The 21,812-nt window shown below is 51.5% G+C and carries 14 protein-coding genes; 9 read left to right on the top strand and 5 right to left on the bottom strand.

Annotated features, from left to right (window positions below):
- Positions 1 to 227: 227 nt before the first annotated feature.
- The 5 genes from DEF47_RS16110 to DEF47_RS16090 all read left to right on the top strand — a co-directional run bounded on the left by DEF47_RS16110 (position 228) and on the right by DEF47_RS16090 (position 12,622).
- Positions 228 to 8,018: a DUF2298 domain-containing protein gene (locus DEF47_RS16110; protein WP_012190078.1), complete on the top strand. Its 7,791-nt coding sequence runs from the start codon at positions 228 to 230 to the stop codon at positions 8,016 to 8,018.
- 9 nt (positions 8,019 to 8,027) lie between these two features.
- On the top strand, positions 8,028 to 10,442 hold the full coding sequence (locus DEF47_RS16105; protein WP_012190077.1) for a DUF2298 domain-containing protein: 2,415 nt from the start codon (positions 8,028 to 8,030) through the stop codon (positions 10,440 to 10,442).
- A 9-nt stretch (positions 10,443 to 10,451) separates the two neighbouring features.
- Positions 10,452 to 10,964 carry a hypothetical protein gene (locus DEF47_RS16100; RefSeq protein ID WP_012190076.1) on the top strand — a complete coding sequence of 171 codons (513 nt, stop codon included), beginning with the start codon at positions 10,452 to 10,454 and terminating at the stop codon, positions 10,962 to 10,964.
- Between the two features lie 45 nt (positions 10,965 to 11,009).
- Positions 11,010 to 12,065: a histidine kinase gene (locus DEF47_RS16095; protein WP_012190075.1), complete on the top strand. Its 1,056-nt coding sequence runs from the start codon at positions 11,010 to 11,012 to the stop codon at positions 12,063 to 12,065.
- Positions 12,066 to 12,187: 122 nt separating this feature from the next.
- Positions 12,188 to 12,622 (top strand): hypothetical protein, encoded by a 435-nt coding sequence (locus tag DEF47_RS16090; protein ID WP_041304496.1) that lies wholly within the window; start codon positions 12,188 to 12,190, stop codon positions 12,620 to 12,622.
- 314 nt (positions 12,623 to 12,936) lie between these two features.
- On the opposite strand, the gene DEF47_RS16085 is transcribed toward DEF47_RS16090, so the two are convergent.
- A complete protein-coding gene (locus DEF47_RS16085) occupies positions 12,937 to 15,333 on the bottom strand; it encodes a tetratricopeptide repeat protein (protein ID WP_012190073.1) in 2,397 nt (798 codons plus the stop codon).
- 159 nt (positions 15,334 to 15,492) lie between these two features.
- Between DEF47_RS16085 and DEF47_RS16080 the strand changes: the two genes are divergently transcribed.
- From DEF47_RS16080 to DEF47_RS16070, 3 genes are all read left to right on the top strand, one after another.
- A complete protein-coding gene (locus DEF47_RS16080; RefSeq protein WP_012190072.1) occupies positions 15,493 to 17,136 on the top strand; it encodes a PGAP1-like alpha/beta domain-containing protein in 1,644 nt (547 codons plus the stop codon).
- Positions 17,137 to 17,264: 128 nt separating this feature from the next.
- The gene (locus tag DEF47_RS16075) at positions 17,265 to 17,711 is read left to right on the top strand and encodes an iron-sulfur cluster assembly scaffold protein (protein WP_012190071.1); all 447 of its coding nucleotides are present in this window, start codon (positions 17,265 to 17,267) and stop codon (positions 17,709 to 17,711) included.
- 37 nt (positions 17,712 to 17,748) lie between these two features.
- On the top strand, positions 17,749 to 18,066 hold the full coding sequence (locus DEF47_RS16070; protein WP_012190070.1) for a metal-sulfur cluster assembly factor: 318 nt from the start codon (positions 17,749 to 17,751) through the stop codon (positions 18,064 to 18,066).
- A gap of 43 nt (positions 18,067 to 18,109) precedes the next feature.
- Here DEF47_RS16070 and DEF47_RS16065 read toward each other — a convergent pair whose 3' ends face one another.
- From DEF47_RS16065 to DEF47_RS16055, 3 genes are all read right to left on the bottom strand, one after another.
- The gene (locus DEF47_RS16065) at positions 18,110 to 18,541 is read right to left on the bottom strand and encodes an NUDIX hydrolase (protein WP_012190069.1); all 432 of its coding nucleotides are present in this window, start codon (positions 18,539 to 18,541) and stop codon (positions 18,110 to 18,112) included.
- Between the two features lie 63 nt (positions 18,542 to 18,604).
- Complete coding sequence (locus DEF47_RS16060) at positions 18,605 to 19,615, bottom strand: HAAS signaling domain-containing protein (RefSeq protein ID WP_012190068.1); 1,011 nt, start codon at positions 19,613 to 19,615, stop codon at positions 18,605 to 18,607.
- 1 nt (position 19,616) lies between these two features.
- Positions 19,617 to 19,904 (bottom strand): PadR family transcriptional regulator, encoded by a 288-nt coding sequence (locus DEF47_RS16055; RefSeq protein WP_353845077.1) that lies wholly within the window; start codon positions 19,902 to 19,904, stop codon positions 19,617 to 19,619.
- A 241-nt stretch (positions 19,905 to 20,145) separates the two neighbouring features.
- On the opposite strand from DEF47_RS16055, the gene DEF47_RS16050 reads away from it, so the two are divergent.
- Positions 20,146 to 20,718 (top strand): hypothetical protein, encoded by a 573-nt coding sequence (locus DEF47_RS16050; RefSeq protein WP_012190066.1) that lies wholly within the window; start codon positions 20,146 to 20,148, stop codon positions 20,716 to 20,718.
- Positions 20,719 to 20,785: 67 nt separating this feature from the next.
- Here DEF47_RS16050 and DEF47_RS16045 read toward each other — a convergent pair whose 3' ends face one another.
- A complete protein-coding gene (locus tag DEF47_RS16045) occupies positions 20,786 to 21,490 on the bottom strand; it encodes a hypothetical protein (protein WP_012190065.1) in 705 nt (234 codons plus the stop codon).
- Positions 21,491 to 21,812: the final 322 nt, after the last annotated feature.

Below are 21,812 nucleotides of genomic sequence, written 5' to 3'. Positions count from 1 at the left end.
GGGGTTGGGGGTGAGGGAACGAGCACTGGTTGCCAACCTAATGAACCATTACAGCTATTGACTATGAGCTATTGGAACAATCCCCGATAGCCTAAAGCCATCCTCTGCTCTGCGCCTCTGCGTTAAACGCTTACTCTTTTGATTTTTGCCTTTTGCCTTTACCCGTTTCCCCATGCAAGCCAATTTTGCGCTATAATTCGCCCGTTGTTGAGTTCAGGGTGATAACTATGCCACGTTTCGCTGCGCTGCGTGCCTTGGGGCGACGCTTCCCCGATTTGATCAGTTTGCTCTGCTTGTTGGGTATTCTCTGGATGGCTTGGGGCGTTCGCTCGATTCATCGAGCCGATTGGGATGGCTATGCCCCGTTGATCCACCCCGATGAGTATTATTTAAAGGATGCGATCACGCCCAATTTGCGCGTGCCCGATTCGTTTTGGAGTTATCTCACCACTGAATGCGAAATTGTGCTGAACGATCAGGGTGTGGCCCAACTCAAAAATGCGCGTAACCCTGAAGAACCTGATGTTAGCAAACAACGCCCTACTGCAACCAGCGGCTGTAACTCACTCAACCCGCGTACTGTCGATCGTGGCTATGTCTATGGCTCATTGCCTGTGGCAACCGTGCGCTACTTAACCGAAAAATTCTACCCTGAAATTGAACCAGACCAACTGACCAGCCGCACAATTGCTGTAGTTGGCCGTAGTGTTTCCTCAATTGCCGATTTGATTTCAATCGTCATCTTGTTTTTGCTGGGCCGCACGCTCAACAGCCGCCGGATTGGCTTGTTGGCGGGTTTTTGTTTTGCTTGGTCGCCAGCACTGATTCAACATGCGCACTTTTTTGTGGTCGATGGTCAGGCGGCGATGTATGGCCTGTTGACTTTATATGCTAGCACTCGTTTAGCTCAATCGCGGCGCTGGTGGAGTTCCCTGCTCAACACCATATTTGCTGGCGCAGCGTTGGCTTTGGCCGTCTCCTGCAAAATCACGCTTGCGCCACTTGGCGGGGTTATTGCAATTGCCGCGATGGTGGCCTATTGGCATAATCCGGCTTATTTGCGCGGTGATCATTCGCCAGCAGCAATCTTTCAACGGCTCTTGTGGAGCGGCATTTATGCCTTGCCATTTGCTGTCCTCGCCTTTTTAGTAATGTGGTTCACCCTGCGATTTAGCATGCCCGATGCCTTCAATGGTTTTTGGTTTGAAGAACGCTTTGTCAATGCAATTGCGAATGCTAGTGCAACATCATCGGGCGAGGTCGATGCCCCATCATCACATCAATGGGCAGGCCGTAGCAACTACACCTACGAATTGACCAACATGATTCGTTGGGGCATGGGCGTACCTTTGGGTGTGGCGGCTTGGCTGGGCTGGCTAGCCTTTGGGATTGCGCTGTGGCGCTCAGAATCGCGTCAGCGCTTGTTGGGGCTTTTGCCAATCTGGCTCTGGACAGGAATTTACTTCTTCTGGCAGGGCGGCTTAATGATCAAGCCGATGCGCTATTTGCTGCCGATTTATGGCCCATTGATTTTATTTGCGGCATGGGGCTTGATTAGCTTGGTCGATTGGGCGCGGCGCGAAGGCACACCATTGCTCTTCCGCAAAGTGCCGTTGCATGGCTTAGCAGTTGGCCTAACCAGCATGGTGGCGATTGTAACCCTGCTTTGGGGCTGGGGTTTTAGCCGCATTTATGATCGCCCACATACCCGCACTCAGGCCTCAGCATGGGCACACGCCAACATTCCTCCAGGCAGCACCCACACCTCAGATTCGTGGGATATTGGCATTCCAGGCATGGAAAATTGGATCTGGACTGATATCCAATTGCCAATTGTTAATGAAAATGATGCTGGCTCGATTGAGCAAATTCTGCAAGTTGCCAACCAAGCCAACTATTTGGCTTTTACCTCAAATCGTGCCTACGATTCGCTTGATCAATTGCCGATGCGTTTTCCGGCCACGCTCAATTTCTTCAAAGGCATTTTTGATGGCACGCTGGGCTATGAAAAAGTTGCCGATTTCACATCCTACCCCTCATTTTTGGGCATTCGGATTGCCGATGATCACGCCACCGAAGATTGGAGCGTCTACGATCATCCGCGGGTGACGATTTGGAAGCGCACTGAACGCTGGAATATTGACGCGGCACGGCAGCAAATTTTGGCCGATGTGAATGTTGATGAAATTTATAAACTACGGCCCAAAGTTGCCACGCCCATGCCAACCATGCTTCAGCAAACTGTGGCCGAATGGCGCGAACAGTTGACTTCTGGCTCATGGGCTTGGGTTTTTGAAGGGGTTGCTAATAGTGCTCCATTGATCTTTTGGGTGCTGGCGCTTGAACTCTTGGGTTTAGCAGCGTTTGGCTTGCTCTGGCGCTTGAAATTGCCGTTGCCTGATCGCGGTTTGGGCATGGCACGGCTAGTCGGCTTATTTGCCCTCGCTTTGATCGCGTGGCTCCCAGCGGCTTGGCATTGGTGGTCGTTCAATCGCTTCTGGATCGCCGGAGTATATCTGGTATTGGTGGCGTTGGGCAGCCTCAGTTTGCTACGTTCGCGCCATGAGTTACGCTTGTGGTGGCAAACCCGCCGCGCGGCAATTCTCACCTCGCAAGCGATTTATTTAGCTGGCTTTGCAATTTTGCTAACCATTCGCTATCTCAACCCCGATTTGTGGCATCCAGGCATGGGCGGCGAAAAGCCCATGAATTTGGCCTACCTCACGGCCACGCTCAAATCGGTGCAATTCCCGCCGTATGACCCATGGTTTGCGGGCGGCTATATGAATTACTACTATTGGGGCTATGTGCTGATGGGCACGCCAATGAAATTGTTGGCGATTCGGCCTGAGGTTGGCTTTAATCTAGCATTAATCAGCTTGTTTGCAATGACGGCCCAATTAAGTGGTAGTTTTGGCTATAATTTGCTTTCAACGCTTGGGCGGGCTGCCAAAAAAATCGAACGCCGTGCTTGTTTTACGGCAGTTGGCGCTGCGGTAGCCTTGATGCTCTTGGGCAATTTAGTTCAGCCTGTCTTCTATTTCAACAGTGCGCGGGTTTTGGGCAATAGCGAATTGAGTTGGTCGAATCCTGAACAATCGAGCCAAGGCATTTGGCTTGAGGGTGGTTCGCCCGTGGCTGATGCCGCTGCGGGCTTTGCTAAACGGCTCGATGGCGAATCGTTCAATTTGCGCCCCGAATGGCCGTATTGGAACGCCACGCGAGTAATTCCGCCCAGCACAATCAGCGAATTCCCCTTCTTCTCATTTTTATATGGTGATCTGCATGCCCACATTATTGGGCTTTCACTGCTCGTCTTGCTATTGCTCGGCTTAGTTGGCTTGTACAAAGCACCAACGATTTCAGGCCGAGCGTTGGCTGGTTGGAGCATAGCGCTAGGCATTTTGGTCGGCGCACTCAAAGCCACCAATGTTTGGGATTATCCGTTGAGCCTCGCATTATCCGCTGTTGCCTTGTTGGTGGTCGGCTGGCAACAAAGCCGCACTGTGGCTTGGCCCAAGCGTTGGCTGTGGATTGTGCTCCCGCCAATTGCCCTGTTTGTGGCGATGACCGTGGTTTGGTCGCCATTCAACCGCTATTTAGCAACCGGCGATTATGGCAAACCCCAATTGCTGACTAACGACCAACGCATGAGCATTCGCGAATTTACCGTGCTCTATGGCCTGTGGTTCTGGATTTTGATTCCATGGATGCTGCTGCTCGCGCGACGGATTTGGGGCATTCGCAGCACCTTGATTGGAGTTGGCTCAACTCTGATTTGGATGGCCGTGATTAGTTTGCTGCAAGATCGCGTGACCCTGCTCGATATGAGCGTTGAGCCAAGTAAAATTGCGCTGTTGATTAATAATTTATTCAAACAGGCAATTGCCCAACGCGCGGCATCGATCGTGATTCTTTTGCCCTTGACGGCATGGAGTATTGCCCTGTTGTGGAGCGCCTTGGCTGGCCGCACCCGACGGCGCGAAGTTGTGCCGTTGGCCTTGACCAGTGCTGGCATTTTGCTCTTGCTCTTGACCGAAACGATTGTGCTGCCTGGTGCTGGCCGCATGAATGTGGTCTTTAAGTTTGGCTACGAAGCCTGGGCACTCTTGGCGTTGGCTGCTGCCAGCGTTGTGCCATTGACCTTGAGCGCCTTCCGTAGCGTTGTACGTTCGGCATTGGCAGCTCCGTTGCGCATTTCGTGGGCAACCGTTACCAGTTTGTTGGTGCTGGGTGCTTTGGTCTATCCAATTACTGCCACCCAAGCCAAGGTTGCGGATCGCTATGTGGCCGACGCGCCGCGTGGGCTTGATGGCATGGCTTGGATGGAAGGCGCGACGTGGGTCGAAAATCGCGAAATTGCGATTAAAGATGATGCGGCGGCAATTCGTTGGATGCGAGCGAACATTGAGGGCACGCCAACCGTGCTCGAAGCCAGTACCTCAGCCTATCGTTGGAACAGCCGAATTGCGACATGGACTGGCCTGCCAACCTTGATTGGTTGGGATGGGCATCAGAATCAGCAACGTGCGCCCGCCGAAGCAGCAGGCATTATCGCCAACCGCAAAAATATCATTCAGCAAATTTATACCGCGTTTGACCCTAATACCGCCCAAAATTACCTTGATCGCTATGGCGTGAGCGTGATTTACCTTGGTGGCTTGGAACGAGCAGTCTATGGCGATTTGTTGCCAGTTTTCGAGCAACTCAAAGCTTCGGGGCGCTGGCGCGTGGCTTATGATAGCGGCACAACCCAAATCTACCTGCGCACTGATGCGAAAGTGCCAGCGCCAACCGCCTTGCCACCAGTCGAGTTGCCAGGTATTCCGCCCGATAATCCAGTTGCGGCAATTAGCATGGCCGAAAAGCCCTTGCCCCAAGCGACGGTTGACAATAAAGTCGAAACCCCACGGGTCGATGGCTTCGCCGATTGGGCTTGGATTAACCAAAATCAAGCGGCGGCAGTGCTGTTGTGGTTGCTGTTTTTTGAAGTTGTCGGTTTGTTGGCTTTTCCGATTGTGGCGCAAGCCTTGCGTTCGTCGTTGGCAGCGGCTTGGAGCGCCAGCAAAATCGCGGGTATTTTGCTGCTTGGTTGGCTGATTTGGTTGCCAACCAGCTTGGGCTTTTGGCAATGGACGCGACTGAGCGTGATTGTTGGTTTGGCAATGTTGGCGGCGTTGGCGCTGGCGGCTTGGTATTTTGGCGCAGCTCAACGCATTCGCCAAGCGTGGCGGCAACAACGGCGAGCAATTATCATCAGCGAAGTGCTGTTTATCAGCTTATTTGCGGTCTGGACCTTGGTTCGGGCTGCCAACCCTGATTTGTGGCATCCCTACTGGGGCGGCGAAAAGCCCTTTGAATTTGGCTTCTTGAATGCGGTGCTGCGTTCGCCCAATATGCCACCGCTTGATCCCTTCTATTCGCAAGGCACGATCAACTACTATTACTATGGCCTGTATCTGATGGCCTTGCCGATGAAACTCTTTGGCCTCAACTCGGCGATTGGCTTCAATTTGGCGGTTGCCACGGTTGGCGCATTGATCGGGATTGGCGCGTGGGCAGTGGGCTTGGTGGTTACGCGGCGGCTCAAAGTCGCGGCGATGGCCTTGGTTGCGGTGGCTTTGCTCGGTAATTTAGCAGGCGTATTGCCAATTGGCACCTCAACCGGAATTGGCGGGGTGGTGCGAGCTTGGCAGGCCTGCGAGTTGGGCGGCGAAGGTCGCGAAACCGCTTGTGCTCCGCTCGATGGCGACAGCAACTTAGCTGCGATGATCAGCGATGCGATGGCCAATGGCACAAGCGAAAACTTCACGCGGCGCTTAGCTGGCGGCGTGCCATGGTTCTGGGGGCCAAGTCGGGTCACGGTTAGCGATGGCCTGAACACGATTAATGAATTTCCGCTGTGGAGCGTGATTTTTGCCGATTTGCACCCGCACCTGATTGCTTTGCCAATTACCTTGCTGGTGGTGGCCTTGGCGTGGGAAGTGAGCCGACGAAGACGCTTGCGCCGACAATTGCCCGCCTTTGGTTTGGCGGCTTTGGCAGTTGGTTCGCTGGCGGCAGCCAATGCCTGGGATGTGCCAACCTATGGTTTGGTGCTGATTGTTGGCTTGATGGCGCGTGGTTGGCAAGCACCGCAACGCCGTTGGTGGGCGACGCTGGGCTATAGTTTGCTGGGCGTGGCGACGGTTGCGCTTGGTTTGCTGCTGTATGCACCATTCTTGGGCAGCTACAAAGCTCCGGTTGGCGGGGTTTGGCCGATTCGGGTGGGCACGGCTTTAGTGCCATGGTTGGCGATTTATGGCCTCTTTTTGCTGATGATCACAACCTGGTTGTTGTTGCCGCTCAAACGAGCCGAGCCAACGCCATTCTGGGATTGGGTTAAGGCGACACGCGGGCGCTGGCTGATTGGTTATGGGTTGGCCGCCGCCGCCGTGATCGTCTATTTCTTAACCCGCAGCGATGCCGCCAAAAGCGCGATTACTGAGCCTTCGGTCTTGCCGGATCTAGCGACGATTTACAAACCAATTTTCAGCGCTGGCATTCCGGTGCGTTTGCTGATTGGCCTGCTGTTGGCGGGCTTAATTCGACGCTTTATCAACCGTGTGGCCTCGCCCTCAGCACGTTGGGCGATTGTGCTAGGCTTGGTTGGCGGATTGGTGGCCTTGGGTATTGAGCTGATTTTCATCCGCGATCACCTTGCGCCAGGCTCGTGGGACGGCGGCCCGGGCGATTCTGAGCGCATGAACACAGTCTTCAAATTTGGCTATCAAGTTTGGGTCTTGTGGGCGTTGAGTGCGGCCTTGCTTTTGCCGCATATTGCCTCAGCTTTACGTAACTCGCGGGTTGCCAAATATAGCTGGCAAACGGCGGTTAGTGTTGGGGTGGTATTGGCGCTGTTCTTCCCAATTTTTGGCACACTCAGCCGTGTTGGTATGCGCTTCGATAAACCCTTGCAAGGCTTGACCCTCGATGGTTTGGCCTATATGCAAACTGCCGAATATAGCGTCAACAATGGTGTGGTCAATTTGGCCGACGATTTAACTGCGATTCGCTGGATCACCGAAAACATCACTGGCACCGAAATTTTGCTGCAATCGGAGCAAGAATTTTATCGGGCTTTTGGGGTACGGATCACCGCCAACACTGGTTTGCCAACCGTGATCAGCGCCTTGCATGCTGGTGAGCAACGGCCTGGCCCATTGGTTGATCAACGCATCCGCGATGTGATGGAGATGTATAGTAGCCTTGATGTGTTGCGCACTCAATGGTTGCTCAATAAATATGGCGTAGATTATGTGTATGTTGGCCAGATTGAGCGTTTGCGCGACCCGATGGGCGTTGATAAATTTGTAACCATGGCTGGGGTGCAGCAAGTTTATCAAAACAATAGTGTTACGATTTATAAAACTACACCGCAACTACGCGAATTGGCGATGCAATGGCGTGATGGAGTTGTACCAGCGCCAGTTGTGCCGAATACGCCAGTTGATCAGGCGGGTAACCAAGTTGAAGCAGCGGTAGCCTTGTATGAGAGCGACCCTAACAATGCTGGTTATGCTTTCGAGGCAGGCAAGCAATTGTGGCAAGCGGGGCAGGCTGATCGCGCGGCGGCGATTTTGGGTCGTGCTGCCGATGTTCACCCCAACGATATTGGCTTGCACCATCTTTTGGGCGATGTATTGCTCTCGTTGAAACGCTACGATCAAGTGGTATTGGCCTATGAACAGGCCTATAATGCTGGTCCAACCCCGCAAAACCAAACCAAACTTGGTCAAGGCTATTTTGCTTGGGCCGAGCTTGACCGCACCAAACTTGATGCAGCGGCGGCACAATTTAGTGCAGCGATTATTGCCGATAGCCAATTTGCCGACCCACACTACCATCTGGCCGAAGTCTATCGTTTGCAAGGCAATAACGCCGAAGCTCGCCGCGAATACGAAACCTATTTGAGTATTGCCCCGCCCGAGGGCTTGTGGGTAGGTTCGGCGCAGGAGCGCTTGAAGAACCTGCCATAGTGAGTTGTTATGATTGCTTGGTGGCTAAGCATCGTTTTAATTGGAACTCTCGCGCTGCCTTTGAGTATGCGCCTATTTGGGCATTTGCCAGGGCGGGGCTTGGCATGGAGCAAAGCGCTAGGCTTGTTGGTTGTTGCATGGATCGCTTGGATGGGCGCTATGCTCAATCTTTCGGGCTTCGATGGCGTGACGGTTGGCTTGGGCTTAATTGGCTTGGGCACACTCGGTTGGTTTGTGCAACAACCTTTTGATAAAGCCCGTTTGTTGGCAGCAATTCGCCAATATTGGCCGCAATGGCTGGCCTATGAGTTGTTGTTTGCTTTGGTTTTTTTGCTGGGCATTCAATTGCGCTTCCATGGGATGTTTGGCTCAGGGATTCATGGCACCGAAAAACCAATGGAATCAATGCTGTTTAGCGCTGTGCTGAATAGTCCAAGCTATCCACCAAGCGATTTGTGGTTGGCCGGATTTAGCGTTAATTATTATTATTTTGGCTATGTGCTGATCAGCGTATTGAGCGTGCTCAGTGGCGCGACGCTTGGCGAAACGTTTAATCTTGGTTTGGCCACGATTATGGGCTTGGCCAGCCTTGGGATTGTTGGTTTAGTCACAACTATGGCGGGTTTGTGGTGGCGTGAGTATTTGCTATCCCGTCTCCGATTAATCGCAATTGCTGCGCTTGGTTTGTTTGGTGGCGTATTGGTGCTGTTTGCAGGCAACCAAATTGGCGCTTTACAGAAGATCGTCAATTCTGCGGAAGTTAATCGACTAACCGATAGCCAACGGGTTTCAGTCTTGTGGCAAGCAATTCAGGGGGTTGAGCCAGCCACGCTTGATCCCGCCACGCTAAAATCAGAAAATACTGGCATTTCTAAAAGCTCGACCTTGCCACCAATGGGCGAGAAATTTGAAGCTTGGCCATCGTCGCGTGCAATCTACGATGATCACGAAGAAACCATGATCATTGTCGATAATCAGCAACGTATGGGGATGTCTCAGCGTGAGATTATCACCGAGTTTCCCTTCTTCAGCTTTTATCTTGCCGATATGCACCCGCATGTTTTGTCGATTCCGCTGACGTTGTTGGCGATTGCTTTGGCCTTGGCGATTTTTGTCCGGCCAGCGATGGTCCGTTTCCCAAAGCACGATTGGCTTGAATTGGCGATAGCTGGCTTGGTGATTGGCGGCTTATATGCAGCCAATTCGTGGGATGCCCCGACCTTTGGTGTGTTGTATGCCTTGGGTTTGGTTGGCTTGTGGCGTGGGCATACACCGCAACCAACCCGCCGCGATTGGCTACAGCTTGCAGGTCAAGTTGGTTTAGTGGTCTTGGCGGCGGCATTGTTGTATATGCCGTTCCTGCTCACATTTAGCTCATTTGCAGGCCGCGATACCGTGCCCGACCCATTTGCCAGTATTCCAATTATTGGCAGCTTGGGCAAAATTATGGCTCCCGCCCGTGATCACTCTGGCTGGACTGATTTAGTGGCGATTTTTGGCTTGTTCTTAGTGCCGATTATTGCTTGGCTCAGCCGCACGATCAAGGTTTGGCAATTATGGGCTATGACTGGCGCGGTGCTGCTGATTGGCTTAATTGCCGGCATTCCGGCGATTGTCTTTTTGCCGATTGCCGTGATCTGTTGGCAAACAGCTTGGCAACGCAATCAGCGCGATGTGCAAAACTTTAGCTTGATCGTGGTTGGTTTGGCAGCCTTATTGATTGTAGTTGTCGATTTTCTGTATCTGCGTGACATTTTTGATAATCGCATGAACACGGTTTTCAAGGTCTATTATCAGGCTTGGATGCTGTTGGGAATTGGTGCTGCTGCTAGTATTTGGGGCTTGTTGAGCAATGCCCAATGGCGACGCTGGACGAATGGCATTTGGTTGCCATTATTTGGGCTTTTGTTGGCTGGCGGCTTAGTCTACCCAATTTCAGTGCTTAACCCTACAACTTCGCCCTCGTGGGATGCAAGTGGCTCGAAGCTTGATGCAGTAGAAAGTTCCCAACACTTTTCCGAGCCAATGCGCAAAGCCGCTGCCTGGCTTGAAGCCAACACACCAAGCAACAGCGTTTTGGCGACTGCACCTGGCAGCAGCTATCAAGATGGCGGTGAGTTAGCAACCTTGAGTGGTCGGCCAACCTTATTAGCTTGGCCCGGCTCGCATGAAGGTTTATGGCGCAGCAAACAGCCTGATGCAAATCAGCAAGTGGCGCAACGCCAAGGCGATATCAGCGCAATTTACAATGCCACCGATATCAATCAACTGCGCGAAGTTTTGGCTCGCCAGCGGGTCGATTATGTGGTGTGGGGGCCAAACGAGCAAAAAGCCTATCCACAGGCCAATATTGGCTTGCTCGAACAGGTTGCCAGCAAAGTTTACGAAGCCGATAGCTGGATCATCTATCAAGTACAACCATAGGAGCAGACGATGCGCTTAACTGAACAATTACGCCAAGTTGGGCGTTGGCTGAGTATTGCTGGTGCTGTTTTGATCGCGCTTGGCCTGCTGTTTCTTGGCTCGGAAATTAGCCAATTTGGCTTTAAGCTGAATGATTTGCTGGGCATGCTGGCGATTGGCGTGGTCATTCCAGTTGGAATTTATGTTTACCAAACCAAGATTAATTGGCGTAAACTGCGCGAACGCTTGCTGAAGGCTGAGACTGCCCGCGATTTTCAGCCTTTGCCAACACTTAAACCATTACCAATTTGGGTCTGGGCAATTTGGGCATTCTTGGCTTTTGCCAGCGGCTATACCTTTGGTGGCGCATTTACGATCTTCTTTGGGGCGTTTTTGCTGGGTTTTGGCTTGGCTAACCCGACCTTGGCCAAGCAGGTTGAGCAGTTAGAAGCTGGACGAGCTTTGTTCTATGGCCAACGCGATTTGCGAGGCCGCCCGATAGTGGTCCGAGTTTTGCCTGAAATGCTCTTGGCACGCGATTGACGCAACGAGTATAATTAAAGCTCAATTCATGCCAATGAGGTCTCCATGCGATCTGATTCCGCTTCATACCGTTATGGCGAACATCGCATTTATTTGAGCTTAGCGCCAGGCATTGGCTGCACCCGACGCTTGATGGCCGATGCCCAGTTGTTAGCGGCACAAGGCTATGATGTTGGGATTGCCTTTAATGCTTCGAGCGACTATCTATGCGATTTTGCCCGTGGTTTGCGGCCTTTACCGTTAATTTATGAGCGCCAGAACAATCAACGAATCGAGGCGCTTGATCTAGCGACAATCCTCAACGACCCGCCCCAAATTATTGTGCTAGGCAATTTAGCCCATCAACATGGCCTATCCAATCAGCCGATTGAGCCATTGCAGTTGGTTGAGCAATTGCGCATGGCCGGTATTGCGGTGTGGTCAACAATTTATGCCTATAATCTGACCACGATTGCGCCAATTTATACCCGCCTAACCAACATCACGCCTAGTCCGATTATCCCTGAAAGTGCCTTGGAGCAGGCCAGCGAACTGGTGTTGATCGACCCTGAGCCAACCGATATTATTCGCCAGTTGGATGAGGGCATTTTGCTTGCACCACCCGATGCTGAGCAGGCCCGTCAGACTGCGTTGCGGCTTGATGTGCTCAATCAACTCCGTGCTGCCACCCATGCTTTGCTGGAAATTCGCCGCCCACTGAGCGATAGTGCCGAACGCCCGCGTTGGCTGGTGGGCATTGGCTTTAATCCTAGTGCGATGTATTTGCTGCAACGCGCCGCCGACTTGGCCTATGGAATGGGCGCATTGCTGATTGGGGTGCATATTCGCCCGCCTGGCGGTGGCTCGAGTGGCTATCGTTTGGCGGCGCGTGAACATCTCGATTATGCCGAAGAGTTGTGCCATGAAGTGGTGATTATCGAGGAAAAAGATGTAGCGGCGGCGATGTTGCAAGTGGCCCATGAGCAACATGCAACTGGGATCTTTATTGGGCGACCTGTGCGCTCACGTTGGGACGAGCTGCGTGGCGGCTCGTTGCTAACCAAATTGATCAATAGCGACCGCGATTTAGATATTTTTGTGCTCGCCGATGCACCGCAGTAATGTTTGATCCACGAAGAGCACGAGGAACACGAAGGGCGAAACCGCGAAGGCCACGAAGAACGCGAAATAGGGTAATAGGCTATGGGCTATCGCAAATTTCTTATCGAATTCGCGAGTTGTCGATGAGTTTGCACATTGGCTTGTATGGCAGTCATGACACTGAATTAATCGAAGCTGTGCAAAGCGTGTGCACGCTCTTAGGTGGTGATTTAGTGCTGCTTGATGCGGTTCCTGCTGATTCTGAGCCTAAATCTGTGCAAGTATTAATTTGGTATATGGGGCAGCACCCCATTAAACTATCAATTGAGCAACAGCAATGGTTAAATATCTATATTCTGAGACAACGCCGCATAACAAAAGCACTTGTGAACGATCTCGTTTTTGATGGAACCGTCATCTTTGAACAGTATATGATTTTTCCGTTCGATCCTGAAGAATTTGCGATGCGAATTATTAACGGCTCGCTGCGACGTGGTTATCAGCTTGATTATCGGCTTGATTATCGCTTGCGGACGTTTGCAGATGCGTGTGAGGTGAGGGCGAAGCGCTCCAGCTAAGTGCTCATAAGGTTGGCAGTAAATTTTTTTTCCTCACCCCCTAGCTCCCTCTCCCGCACGCGAGGCGAGGGGAACCACCAATCTAGAAGCCCCTCGCCCGCCGCAGTGGGAGAGGGGTTGGGGTGAGGGATCGTATAGCCCTCGCTCCCGCCGAGCAGGCGAGGGGGAACCACCAATCTAGAAGCCCCTCGTCCGCCGCAGTGGGAGAGGGGTTGGGGTGAGGGATCGTATCTGCCTATTGCCATGTTCCCTCTGCGCCTCTGCGTTAAAACCACAGATCTTTTGCTCTATGTCTGACTCCTAGCGGCTGACCCCTAACCCCTAGCCTCTACCCCCTCGTTCAACGCTTGCTCGATCATGGATTCGAGCCGATCAAGGCTGGTTTGTTGGCGGAGTTGTTGACGAATGCCTAGGTCAAGCTGCTGCTCTAGTTGGCTGATCCATGGTGCTAGGAGGGCTTGCTCTGGCTCAGAGCGGGGTGCGCCGATTGATTCGCGTAAGTGTTCGACCACAATCAAGCGCTGTGCCCCAAGCTGGTATTGGCCTGCTTGAATTGCCAAAATTGCCAAGCCCTCCAAACATTCGGCGATACTTTCGCGCTCGCCAAGTTGGTGCAACACCTGTAAGCTTTGTTGATAATAACGTTGGGCTGGCTGAAATTCGCCGCGTTGTAGGCTAATCGCACCCAAATTGGTCAATGACGTTGCGGTTGCCCACTGGTTATTGAGGGTTTGACGTAGGGTGAGGGTTTGCTGGGCCAAATCATAGGCGCGTTCCAAATCGCCACGATAACGCGCCAACATGGCCAAATTGCTCAAGGTTGCGGCATAATTTGCAGCTTGTTCGACCGTGCTACCAAAAACTGCTGCATTCAGCTCAAATAAGCTTTCAGCTTGGGCATAGGCCTGCTGTTTAATTGCCACCAGTGCTAGATTATTGCGCACCATCGCCGCGCCAATTGGGTTGTTGTTGGCATCGTAGAGGGCGAGGCTTTGGCTAAAATGCGCTTGGGCTGCTGCAATATCGCCACGGCTCCAAGCAATAGCTCCACAGGCATTCAAGGCGCGTGAATGCAGGGTTGGCTCAAGCTTTTGGGTTTGGCTCGTGGCTTGGGCTAATGTTTGATCCAGCCATTGTTGGCCTTCATTGAAATAGCTGCGTGCCCACCAAAAACGCCAACTATTAACGGCAATATTCAATGCAGCAATCGGGTAGTGGTTGCTGCTGGCCCAAGCCAAGGCTGCTCGGAGGTTGTCGTGCTCGGCCTCGAATAAATCGAGCCATTGTTGTTGGGCAGCGGCAAAATGCTGGTTAAAGGCCTCGCTCAGTTGGGTAGCCCACGCCAAATGTTGCTGGGCAAATTGTTGCTGTTGGGCTGGCGCTAGTTGTTCGAGCACATATTCACGGACAAACGGGTGCAAAACCCAGCGCTCAGCATGAGGCACTTGCATGATCAAATGATGATCGACCAAGTTTGCCAAAATGTCGTAGAGTGCCGGATCATCCTCGGCTAGATCAAGCGCAAAGCTCGCACTGCTGAGCGTCCAGCCAGCGGGCCAAATTGCCAAGGCTTGCAAGGCTTGTTGCTGGCTTGGCGCAAGCAGATCGACGCTCCAGCTAATCAGGTTGCGCAGGCTGCGTTGACGTTCGGGCAAATCGCGGATGCTGGTTTTGAGGCCAAGCACATGGTTGCTTAATTGTTGAACTAAGCGTTGCGGCGAAAGTACCCGGGTATGCGCAGCCGCTAATTCGAGTGCTAAAGGTAAGCCCTCAAGTTGACTACAAATTTGGCGGATGGCTTCAAGGCTAGCGTCATCGAGGCTAAATCTAGCAGCATGGCTTTGAGCACGCTCAATAAACAGGGCAATTGCTGGCGTTTCAGCTAAATCTTGGCTGGCAATTGGCTTGGTTGGCACGACCAACGGCTGAAGTTGCAGCATATATTCGCCATATAAATTGAGCGGTACACGGCTTGTTGCCAAAATTTGCAACTGTGGTGCTTCGCGCAACAGCTGACCAATCGCGGCAACCCCTTCAACGACATGCTCAACATTATCCAAAATTAGCAGGATTTGGCGCTTAGCAAGGAATTGTTGTAGCGCTTTTTCAGGGGTTTGTTGTGGGCCAATCGCTACGCCAAGTGCTTCGGCGATCGTTGCTAAAACCAATTGCGGCTGGCTGATGCTGGCTAGCCCACAAAAACAAACGCCATCGCGATAATGCGCCTGCTGGATTTCGGCAATTGCCAATGCCAAGCGGGTTTTGCCCACCCCACCAAACCCCAAAATGCTGATTAAGCGTTGGCCTTTGGCAAACAGCCGATTGATGGTTTGTTGTTCATTGCCACGGCCCAAGCAGCGGGTTGGTGGAATTGGCAGGTTAAAACTGGCACTGGCTTGCGGTTCGGCAATACCATCATTTAGGCGCGTCAGTAGATATTGACATAACTTTTTGAAATGGCGATGATAGGTAGTCGCATGAATGCCTAAACTATCGGCATAATAGGCGATGCTGCGTTGAGGCTCGGCCACAATCAATTGTAGCAAGCGTTGTTGATCTGGCTGTAATGGTTGTTGGCAAAGCCATTGCAATAATGGATGCAGACCACCTTTGGCATGGACAAGCTGCTTGATGGCTGGCTGATTGAGGGCGATATGCGGTTGTTGCAGTAATTGTTGGAGCCATTCAACCTGCCAGAGATGCTGATTCATTGCCAAATACTCCTCAAATACACTCTATTAATAAAATTTTGACTATTTTGACATTCTGCGTTATGCTATAGTCATCCACCGATTTCTCCCATATATCCGCCAGTCGATTCTCTCTATGGTCGTTCGTCAGTGACGATGAGCAATGCAAAGGAGTCGTTCGTGAAGCGTCGGATTGCAGTTATTTTGGCCCTGATCGCCCTCATGTTGGCCACCGTTAGCCTTCCACACAAGTCGGTTCAAGCCCAAGCAGCCCATTTAACCGCTGCGCCAGCTCCGCGTATTATTGCTGAAGTCAATGGTGCTGGTAAAGGCCGTGTTTGGGTGGGTGCTGTGCCAGCCAACAGCAGCAGCAAGCCAGTCTTGGTCTTTGTCCATGGGTTACACGGCAAGGCTCCCAACTGGTGGGGCGCAACCATGTACCATGGCACGAACGATATGTATGATAAAGCCTATGCGGCTGGTTATCGTACCGCCTTTGTGAGTATTGACGACGAAGTTGATGGCCCTGCCTCATCAATTTGGGTCAATGGCGCAACCTTGAATCGCCAATTAGATGTTATTTTAAGTCATTATGGAGTAAGCTCGGTTAACATTATCGCCCATAGCAAAGGTGGTGTCGATACCAACAGTGCTGTGATTCACTATGGTGCAAGTGGCAAGGTGCAAAATATTGTTACCCTCAGCTCGCCACATCGTGGTTCACAATTGGCCGACTTGGCGTATAGCTGGTGGGCTGGCTGGTTGGCTTCGTTGCTGGGCCAACGCGATGATGGCACCTATTCAATGCAAACTGCCTATATGAGCAACTTCCGCTCGCAAACTGATGGCAGCGCCAACTATAGCAATGTGCGCTTCCACACCGCTGGTGGCACCAACCATGGCCCAGCTTTCTCGGCCATGTGGTTTGGCGGAGCCTATATCTCAGGTGATAATGACGGGGTGGTGCAAGTCAGTAGCTCAATTCACCCTCGCCAATATTCACGGCTCTTTACCCGCAACTACGACCACGACAATATTCGTTTGGGCAGCGTGGTTTGGAGTTCAATCGAGCCAAGCGTGCGCGGAACCTTCCGCAGCAAAGTCAGCGAAAATAGCGCTAACAGCCCAGTTGTTGATCAAGCAACTACGATCAATGCCAATAGCATTTTGCGTGGTGGGATGCTCGAAAACGCCAGCCGTGGTGGCATTCGCTTCAATCTTGAAACTGGGGTAAAAACCGCCAACTTCGATTTTGTCAGCAATAGTGCTGATCTCGATGTAGCTTTTGTTGATGCCCAAGGCAACCGCTATGCTGCCAACAAGCCAGTGCTTGATACAGAATTCTTCCGTGGAGCCTACCACTACAGCGCCGAAGTTGCTGCTCCAGCGAGCGGTGCTTGGTCGGTGGTGGTCAGCGGTGGCAAGGCCGATACCGCCTATCTGTTCAACGCCACATTGGATAGCAACTTGAACGTGCAACTTGATGCCGCTAGCTTGTTGGCTCAGCCAAACCAAAGCTTGGGCTTGAAGGTCAATGCTGCCAATGCCCAAGGCTTGAGTGTCAAGGCTCAATTGACTGGCACACCTCAAGGTACAGAATTGCACAGCGCTTTGCCAACCAACCGTAGCCTCTCGGCGAAAGGTGTTGATAGCGCTAGCCTGAATTTGACTAGCCCGCAAGCCTTTGGTTTGTATCAAGTGGCCGTAACCGTCACTGGTACTGCCGCCGATGGCAGCAGCTTCGAGCGCTCAATTCCGCTAAATATCGGGGTTGTCGATAGCGCTACCAAGAACCCAGCCAACAGCCTGCCTGCTGGCCGCTAAACCTACAAACCGTTAGCGTTCTACAAACACCACTCGTTGCGGGTGGTGTTTTGCTATTTAGCTAGCCAATTTTGCAGGAGAATCGTGTACAATAGAAATAGAAATCAGCACCAGTTATGGAGGCGAATGTGGATCGCCAAGAAGCTATCGAGTTTTTGCTCGAACATTATGAACAACCGCGCCATCGCGGCGAATTGGCCGATCCGGATGTGACCATGCCTGGTGGTAATCCTGGTTGCGGCGATGTCGTAACAATCTATCTTAAGGTCGATGCCGCTAACGATGCAATTCAAGATCTGGCTTTTGTTGGCGAGGGCTGCACGATCAGCCAAGCCGCCGCCTCGATTTTGCTCGAACAAATGCAGGGCCAAGCATTGGCAGCGATTGAAGCCTTGGATTTTAATTGGATGATCGATGAGTTGGGCCGTGAGGTGGTGCAATCGCGCCCGCGTTGCGCAACCTTGGCTTTGGGCACACTCAAGGCAGCGATCAAAAAATATCGTAACGATCAGATTCGGGCTGAGCTTGGCGAAAACGCCCCGACCCAGACCGCGCCTGAAACATTCTCAAATTAATCACGCCAATTGGTGTGGACGATAGGAAGGAAACTCAATGCTTAGTGATGATATGGTTCGTTCAGCGCTCAAAAACGTCGTTGACCCCGAAATTGGGGTGAATATCGTTGATTTGGGCTTGATCTACAATGTTGATATTCGCGATGAAGGCCGCCAAGTTGTGGTTGATATGACCCTGACAACGCCTGCTTGTCCAGCTGGACCACAAATTATCGACCAAGCGCATAAAGAAGTTAAAGCGCTGGAAGTGATTCATCCAAGCTTGAACGATGTGAATATCAACTTGGTTTGGACTCCATTTTGGAACCCCGAAATGATGAGCCAAGATGCCAAAGATGAATTAGGCTATTTCTAGATTGCAAAACCCCCGTTGAGCTAATCCAACGGGGGTTTTCGCTTTAATCGAGGCGTTGGGCGGCGACAGTTTCGACCAGCCATCGGGTTTCAGGGTGAATATCGAGGCCTATAAGATCGTCAACCCCAAACCAAGCAATCGCAAGCGCATCATCGCCTGCCTGTGGTTCGCCGCTTAGCCACTCGGCCTGCATCTCCAACAAGACATAATGATATTGCACCTGATCCGTTTGATCGCGATGAATCACATCGACGGCGGTGATAAAGCGTGGCTGGCTGATTTCAACGCTACATTCTTCGCGAATTTCGCGGCGGGCAGCGGCCTCGACCGTTTCACCCAACTCGATTGCTCCACCTGGAACGCTCCACTGGCCAGCCAATGGCTCCTTGGCTCGTTGCACCAACAGCACTTGTTGTTTGTGCCAAACCATCACGGCTACGCCAATTAGTGGTTGATTTGGATACTCACGCGACATGCAGCGTTCCTCAGCTGAAAAACTCATCTGCGCTGATTATGCCACAAAGTTGGCTTGCGCTGTTTAGCTTGCTGGAGCAATATTGTTGTTATATTTGGCTTGGCTACGCTCTTGGTACAGCTTGTAAGCCGTGTAGCCTGCGTCGATAATTACGAAAAAGGCGGTGATTGATAAGCCATAATAGAACGAACTCATGCCAATTGCCGGGTTATTTTCGCGAATTAGCTCACCAAGGCGGATTAGTTGACGTAATGAATTGGGATAGCCTGCGTTGGTCAGCCAGGCAGCATGGCCGCGAATCAACAGGAACAACACAATTAAACTAAAGCCACTGGCGGCTAGTGAGGCGATACGGGTGCTGGTTTGCCAAACTCCACGCCACATCACAATCAGATCAACGACCACATTGAAAATACTGGCAACGACCACCAAGGCAAAATATTGACTAATCACTGGGTTTTCAAACAAGCCACTGCCATCAACCCAGCGGAAGCCGCCTTCGGCCTGAAATTGCATCAGCCAGCCCAACAAAATAACCTGAACTGCAATCCCAATCAGTTGCGAACTACGGCTAATTTTCTCGTTAGCGAGAGTAATTGCTGGCAATTTGCGTGGGTCGAACGGCTTTTTCGGCTCAGTTTCGGCCTCAATTTCAAGCTTTTGTACGCCCCAGAAAATCGCGACAATCAAGCCAAAGGTTGCTGGCAGATTGCTGATGGCGTTCCAGGCAACTTGGACAATATTCAGGTGATAATTGCCGATCGTTGCCAGCAGGGCTAAACCAAGCTGACTAACGATAATAATGCTAAATACCAGCAACACCACCGATCGAAATTGTGGAAACAGTGCTGGACTGATCAAATATTGTTGGTTGTTACCATACGCCGCCGCTACTTTGGCTGGCTCGCCCAGCGCTTGTAGGGTTGCGACAACAGCCGCTTCATCGTCGAGCGCTTGATCGTTGCGCTCAAGGCTATCATAGATCGAAGAACGTAGCTCATCCAAAATATCGCTGCGTTGTTTTGCAGGTAAATAATTGCTAACTGCTGCAAGATAACGTTCAATTAGTTCCATCTCAAGCTCCTTCATTGGTTAATAAGCGTTGCATGACTTCGGCTAGACTTTGCCAATCGTGGCTCAATTGGGCTAGCAGGGTGCGACCTGCTTGGTTAATCACATAGTAGCGGCGTGGCCGTGAGCCTTCAACATTCCACATACTGTCTAAAAAACCTTGGCTTTCCAAGCGCCGCAACAGTGGGTAGAGCGTGCCTTGGTCGATGCTAAAGCCCCGTTCCGTCAGGCGATCAATCAGCGAGTAGCCATATTGGGGCGTTTGCAGTTGGCTCAACGCCGCCAATATCACCACTCCCCGCCGTAGTTCTTGGGATAATTTTTCGTATCCCTCTTGTTCTGTTGCTTGTACTATCATGGTTTTTATAATACTGTGTATTGCACAGTATTGTCAATAGTTAAATATAGCGAAATTGTAGTTATTTTTTTGAGTAAATGTTTTAGCTAGCGATCAATCAGTATTTGCCGATTTGCTTGATAATATACGTATATTGATGTAATATACGTATATTATTGATGATTGAGGATCGCGTATGCATTTTGATCAAGCAACGATTGTGCAAACCACGCTGGCCGCTGTAATGCAGACTCAACAGCGTTTGGCTGAGCATCTTTGGTGGGGTGGGGCGGTGGGTAATTCGGGAGCGGAAGCTAGTCTTTTGGAGCAAGAACTGAGCTTGCTGGTGGCGGTTGCCAATGGCGAAATTGATCGTGAAACTGCGGGGGTAGCACGGTATTTTGAAATTAAAGGTGTGCTTGATGATATTTGTCGGCTGTTGTGGCAGGCTCCCTTGAGCGCAGAACCGCTTATTTCTGCCGGATTTTGGACCCAGCCTGGGATTGGAGCGGTCTGTGGGGCGGTGCTGGCATGGCTCGATGCTGATGATTTAATTACCATTACTGAGGCGGCCCGCTTGCTTTACCCCGATGCGATGTTGGTTGGCAGTAATGTGGCCACGCAACGCGTGTTACGCTTGATTGCTAGCGGTAAACTGCGCGAATATATGGCGAATGCCGACGTTGCACCAAACCCACGCCATCGACGGCGGGTCAAACGTAGTGAGGTTTTGCCACTCTGCAATCTTGCCCATGATTATTCGCTTTAATCGGTCTAAGCCAAGCGCCCACGATGTTGATCATGGGCGCTTGGTGTATGCAGATTGTTGGCATGATTTAGAGCGTGCGCACGCTCCGTACTGGTTCATTGGCACCTAGCAAACTCATTGGTTGCTGTTGATTATGTGGATGATTGGGTTTGCTGGCACTCGCAACCGTGCGCCGCAACCGCCATTGCAATGCGGCAATTTCTTCGGAGATCGCCCGCAAACTCTCGACCTCATCGCGTAAATCCTCAACGACAGCCGAAGAACCAAACTCAACTCGCTGTGGTTCGCGCAAGGGTCGGCGCGGGCGCTGCTGCGAAACATCGCCTAGTTGATCTTGCATTGTGCCCAACAAACTCATTAAATAGGCCCACGATTCGTTTTCTTGCTGACTGACTTGCTTAGAATGCTGGCGACGTTCGTTCATCCAGCCATCAAGTTGGCAATGTAAATTATTCAGCCGATTATCAAGGTGCTCGATCAACGGGCGGCTAAAATCGGCAGGCTGAGCCGCTAATTTGGCAACCGTAGCCGGAAACGAAGTGTGCAGCGTTTCCAGTTGGTCTTGTAAATGACCAAGCGATGAACCGAGTTGGGCTTGACGACGTGCCACCACTTCTTGTTCGCCCAAAACATCGCTTAACAAGGCTTTGAGTTGCTGGGTTTCTTGCTTGGCGCGATGTTCTTGCTGGCCCAGTAAATGCGGCACAAACCACAAAAGCAGTACTGCCAAAAGCAATAATGCGCCACTCATCAATAAAAAGACAATCTGCATAACCAACCTCCATAGCAATAGCATCTGGCTTTATTATAGAAAAAAGCCTGCTCGCTGAGAGGATGCAGGGGTTACAGCTTGATGACAGGTAATCGAAGGATGAAGGATGAGGGATGAAGGATGAAGGATGGAACCGCGAAGGACGCGAAGAGCGCGAATGTTTCATTTTTCGCCACAGATTGGCACAGATTTATTTGATTATTCTAAGGCAGAAATCAAAATGATCCACGAAGGACGCAAAGCGCACGAAGTTTTGAAACCGCGAAGGACACGAAGAGCGCGAATATTGGCTTTATCATTCTATGGCATTTGTTGACAATTC

It is taken from the genome of Herpetosiphon sp., assembly GCF_003512625.1.
Taxonomy (GTDB): domain Bacteria; phylum Chloroflexota; class Chloroflexia; order Chloroflexales; family Herpetosiphonaceae; genus Herpetosiphon; species Herpetosiphon aurantiacus.
This window is presented reverse-complemented; position numbering and strand designations above follow the sequence as displayed.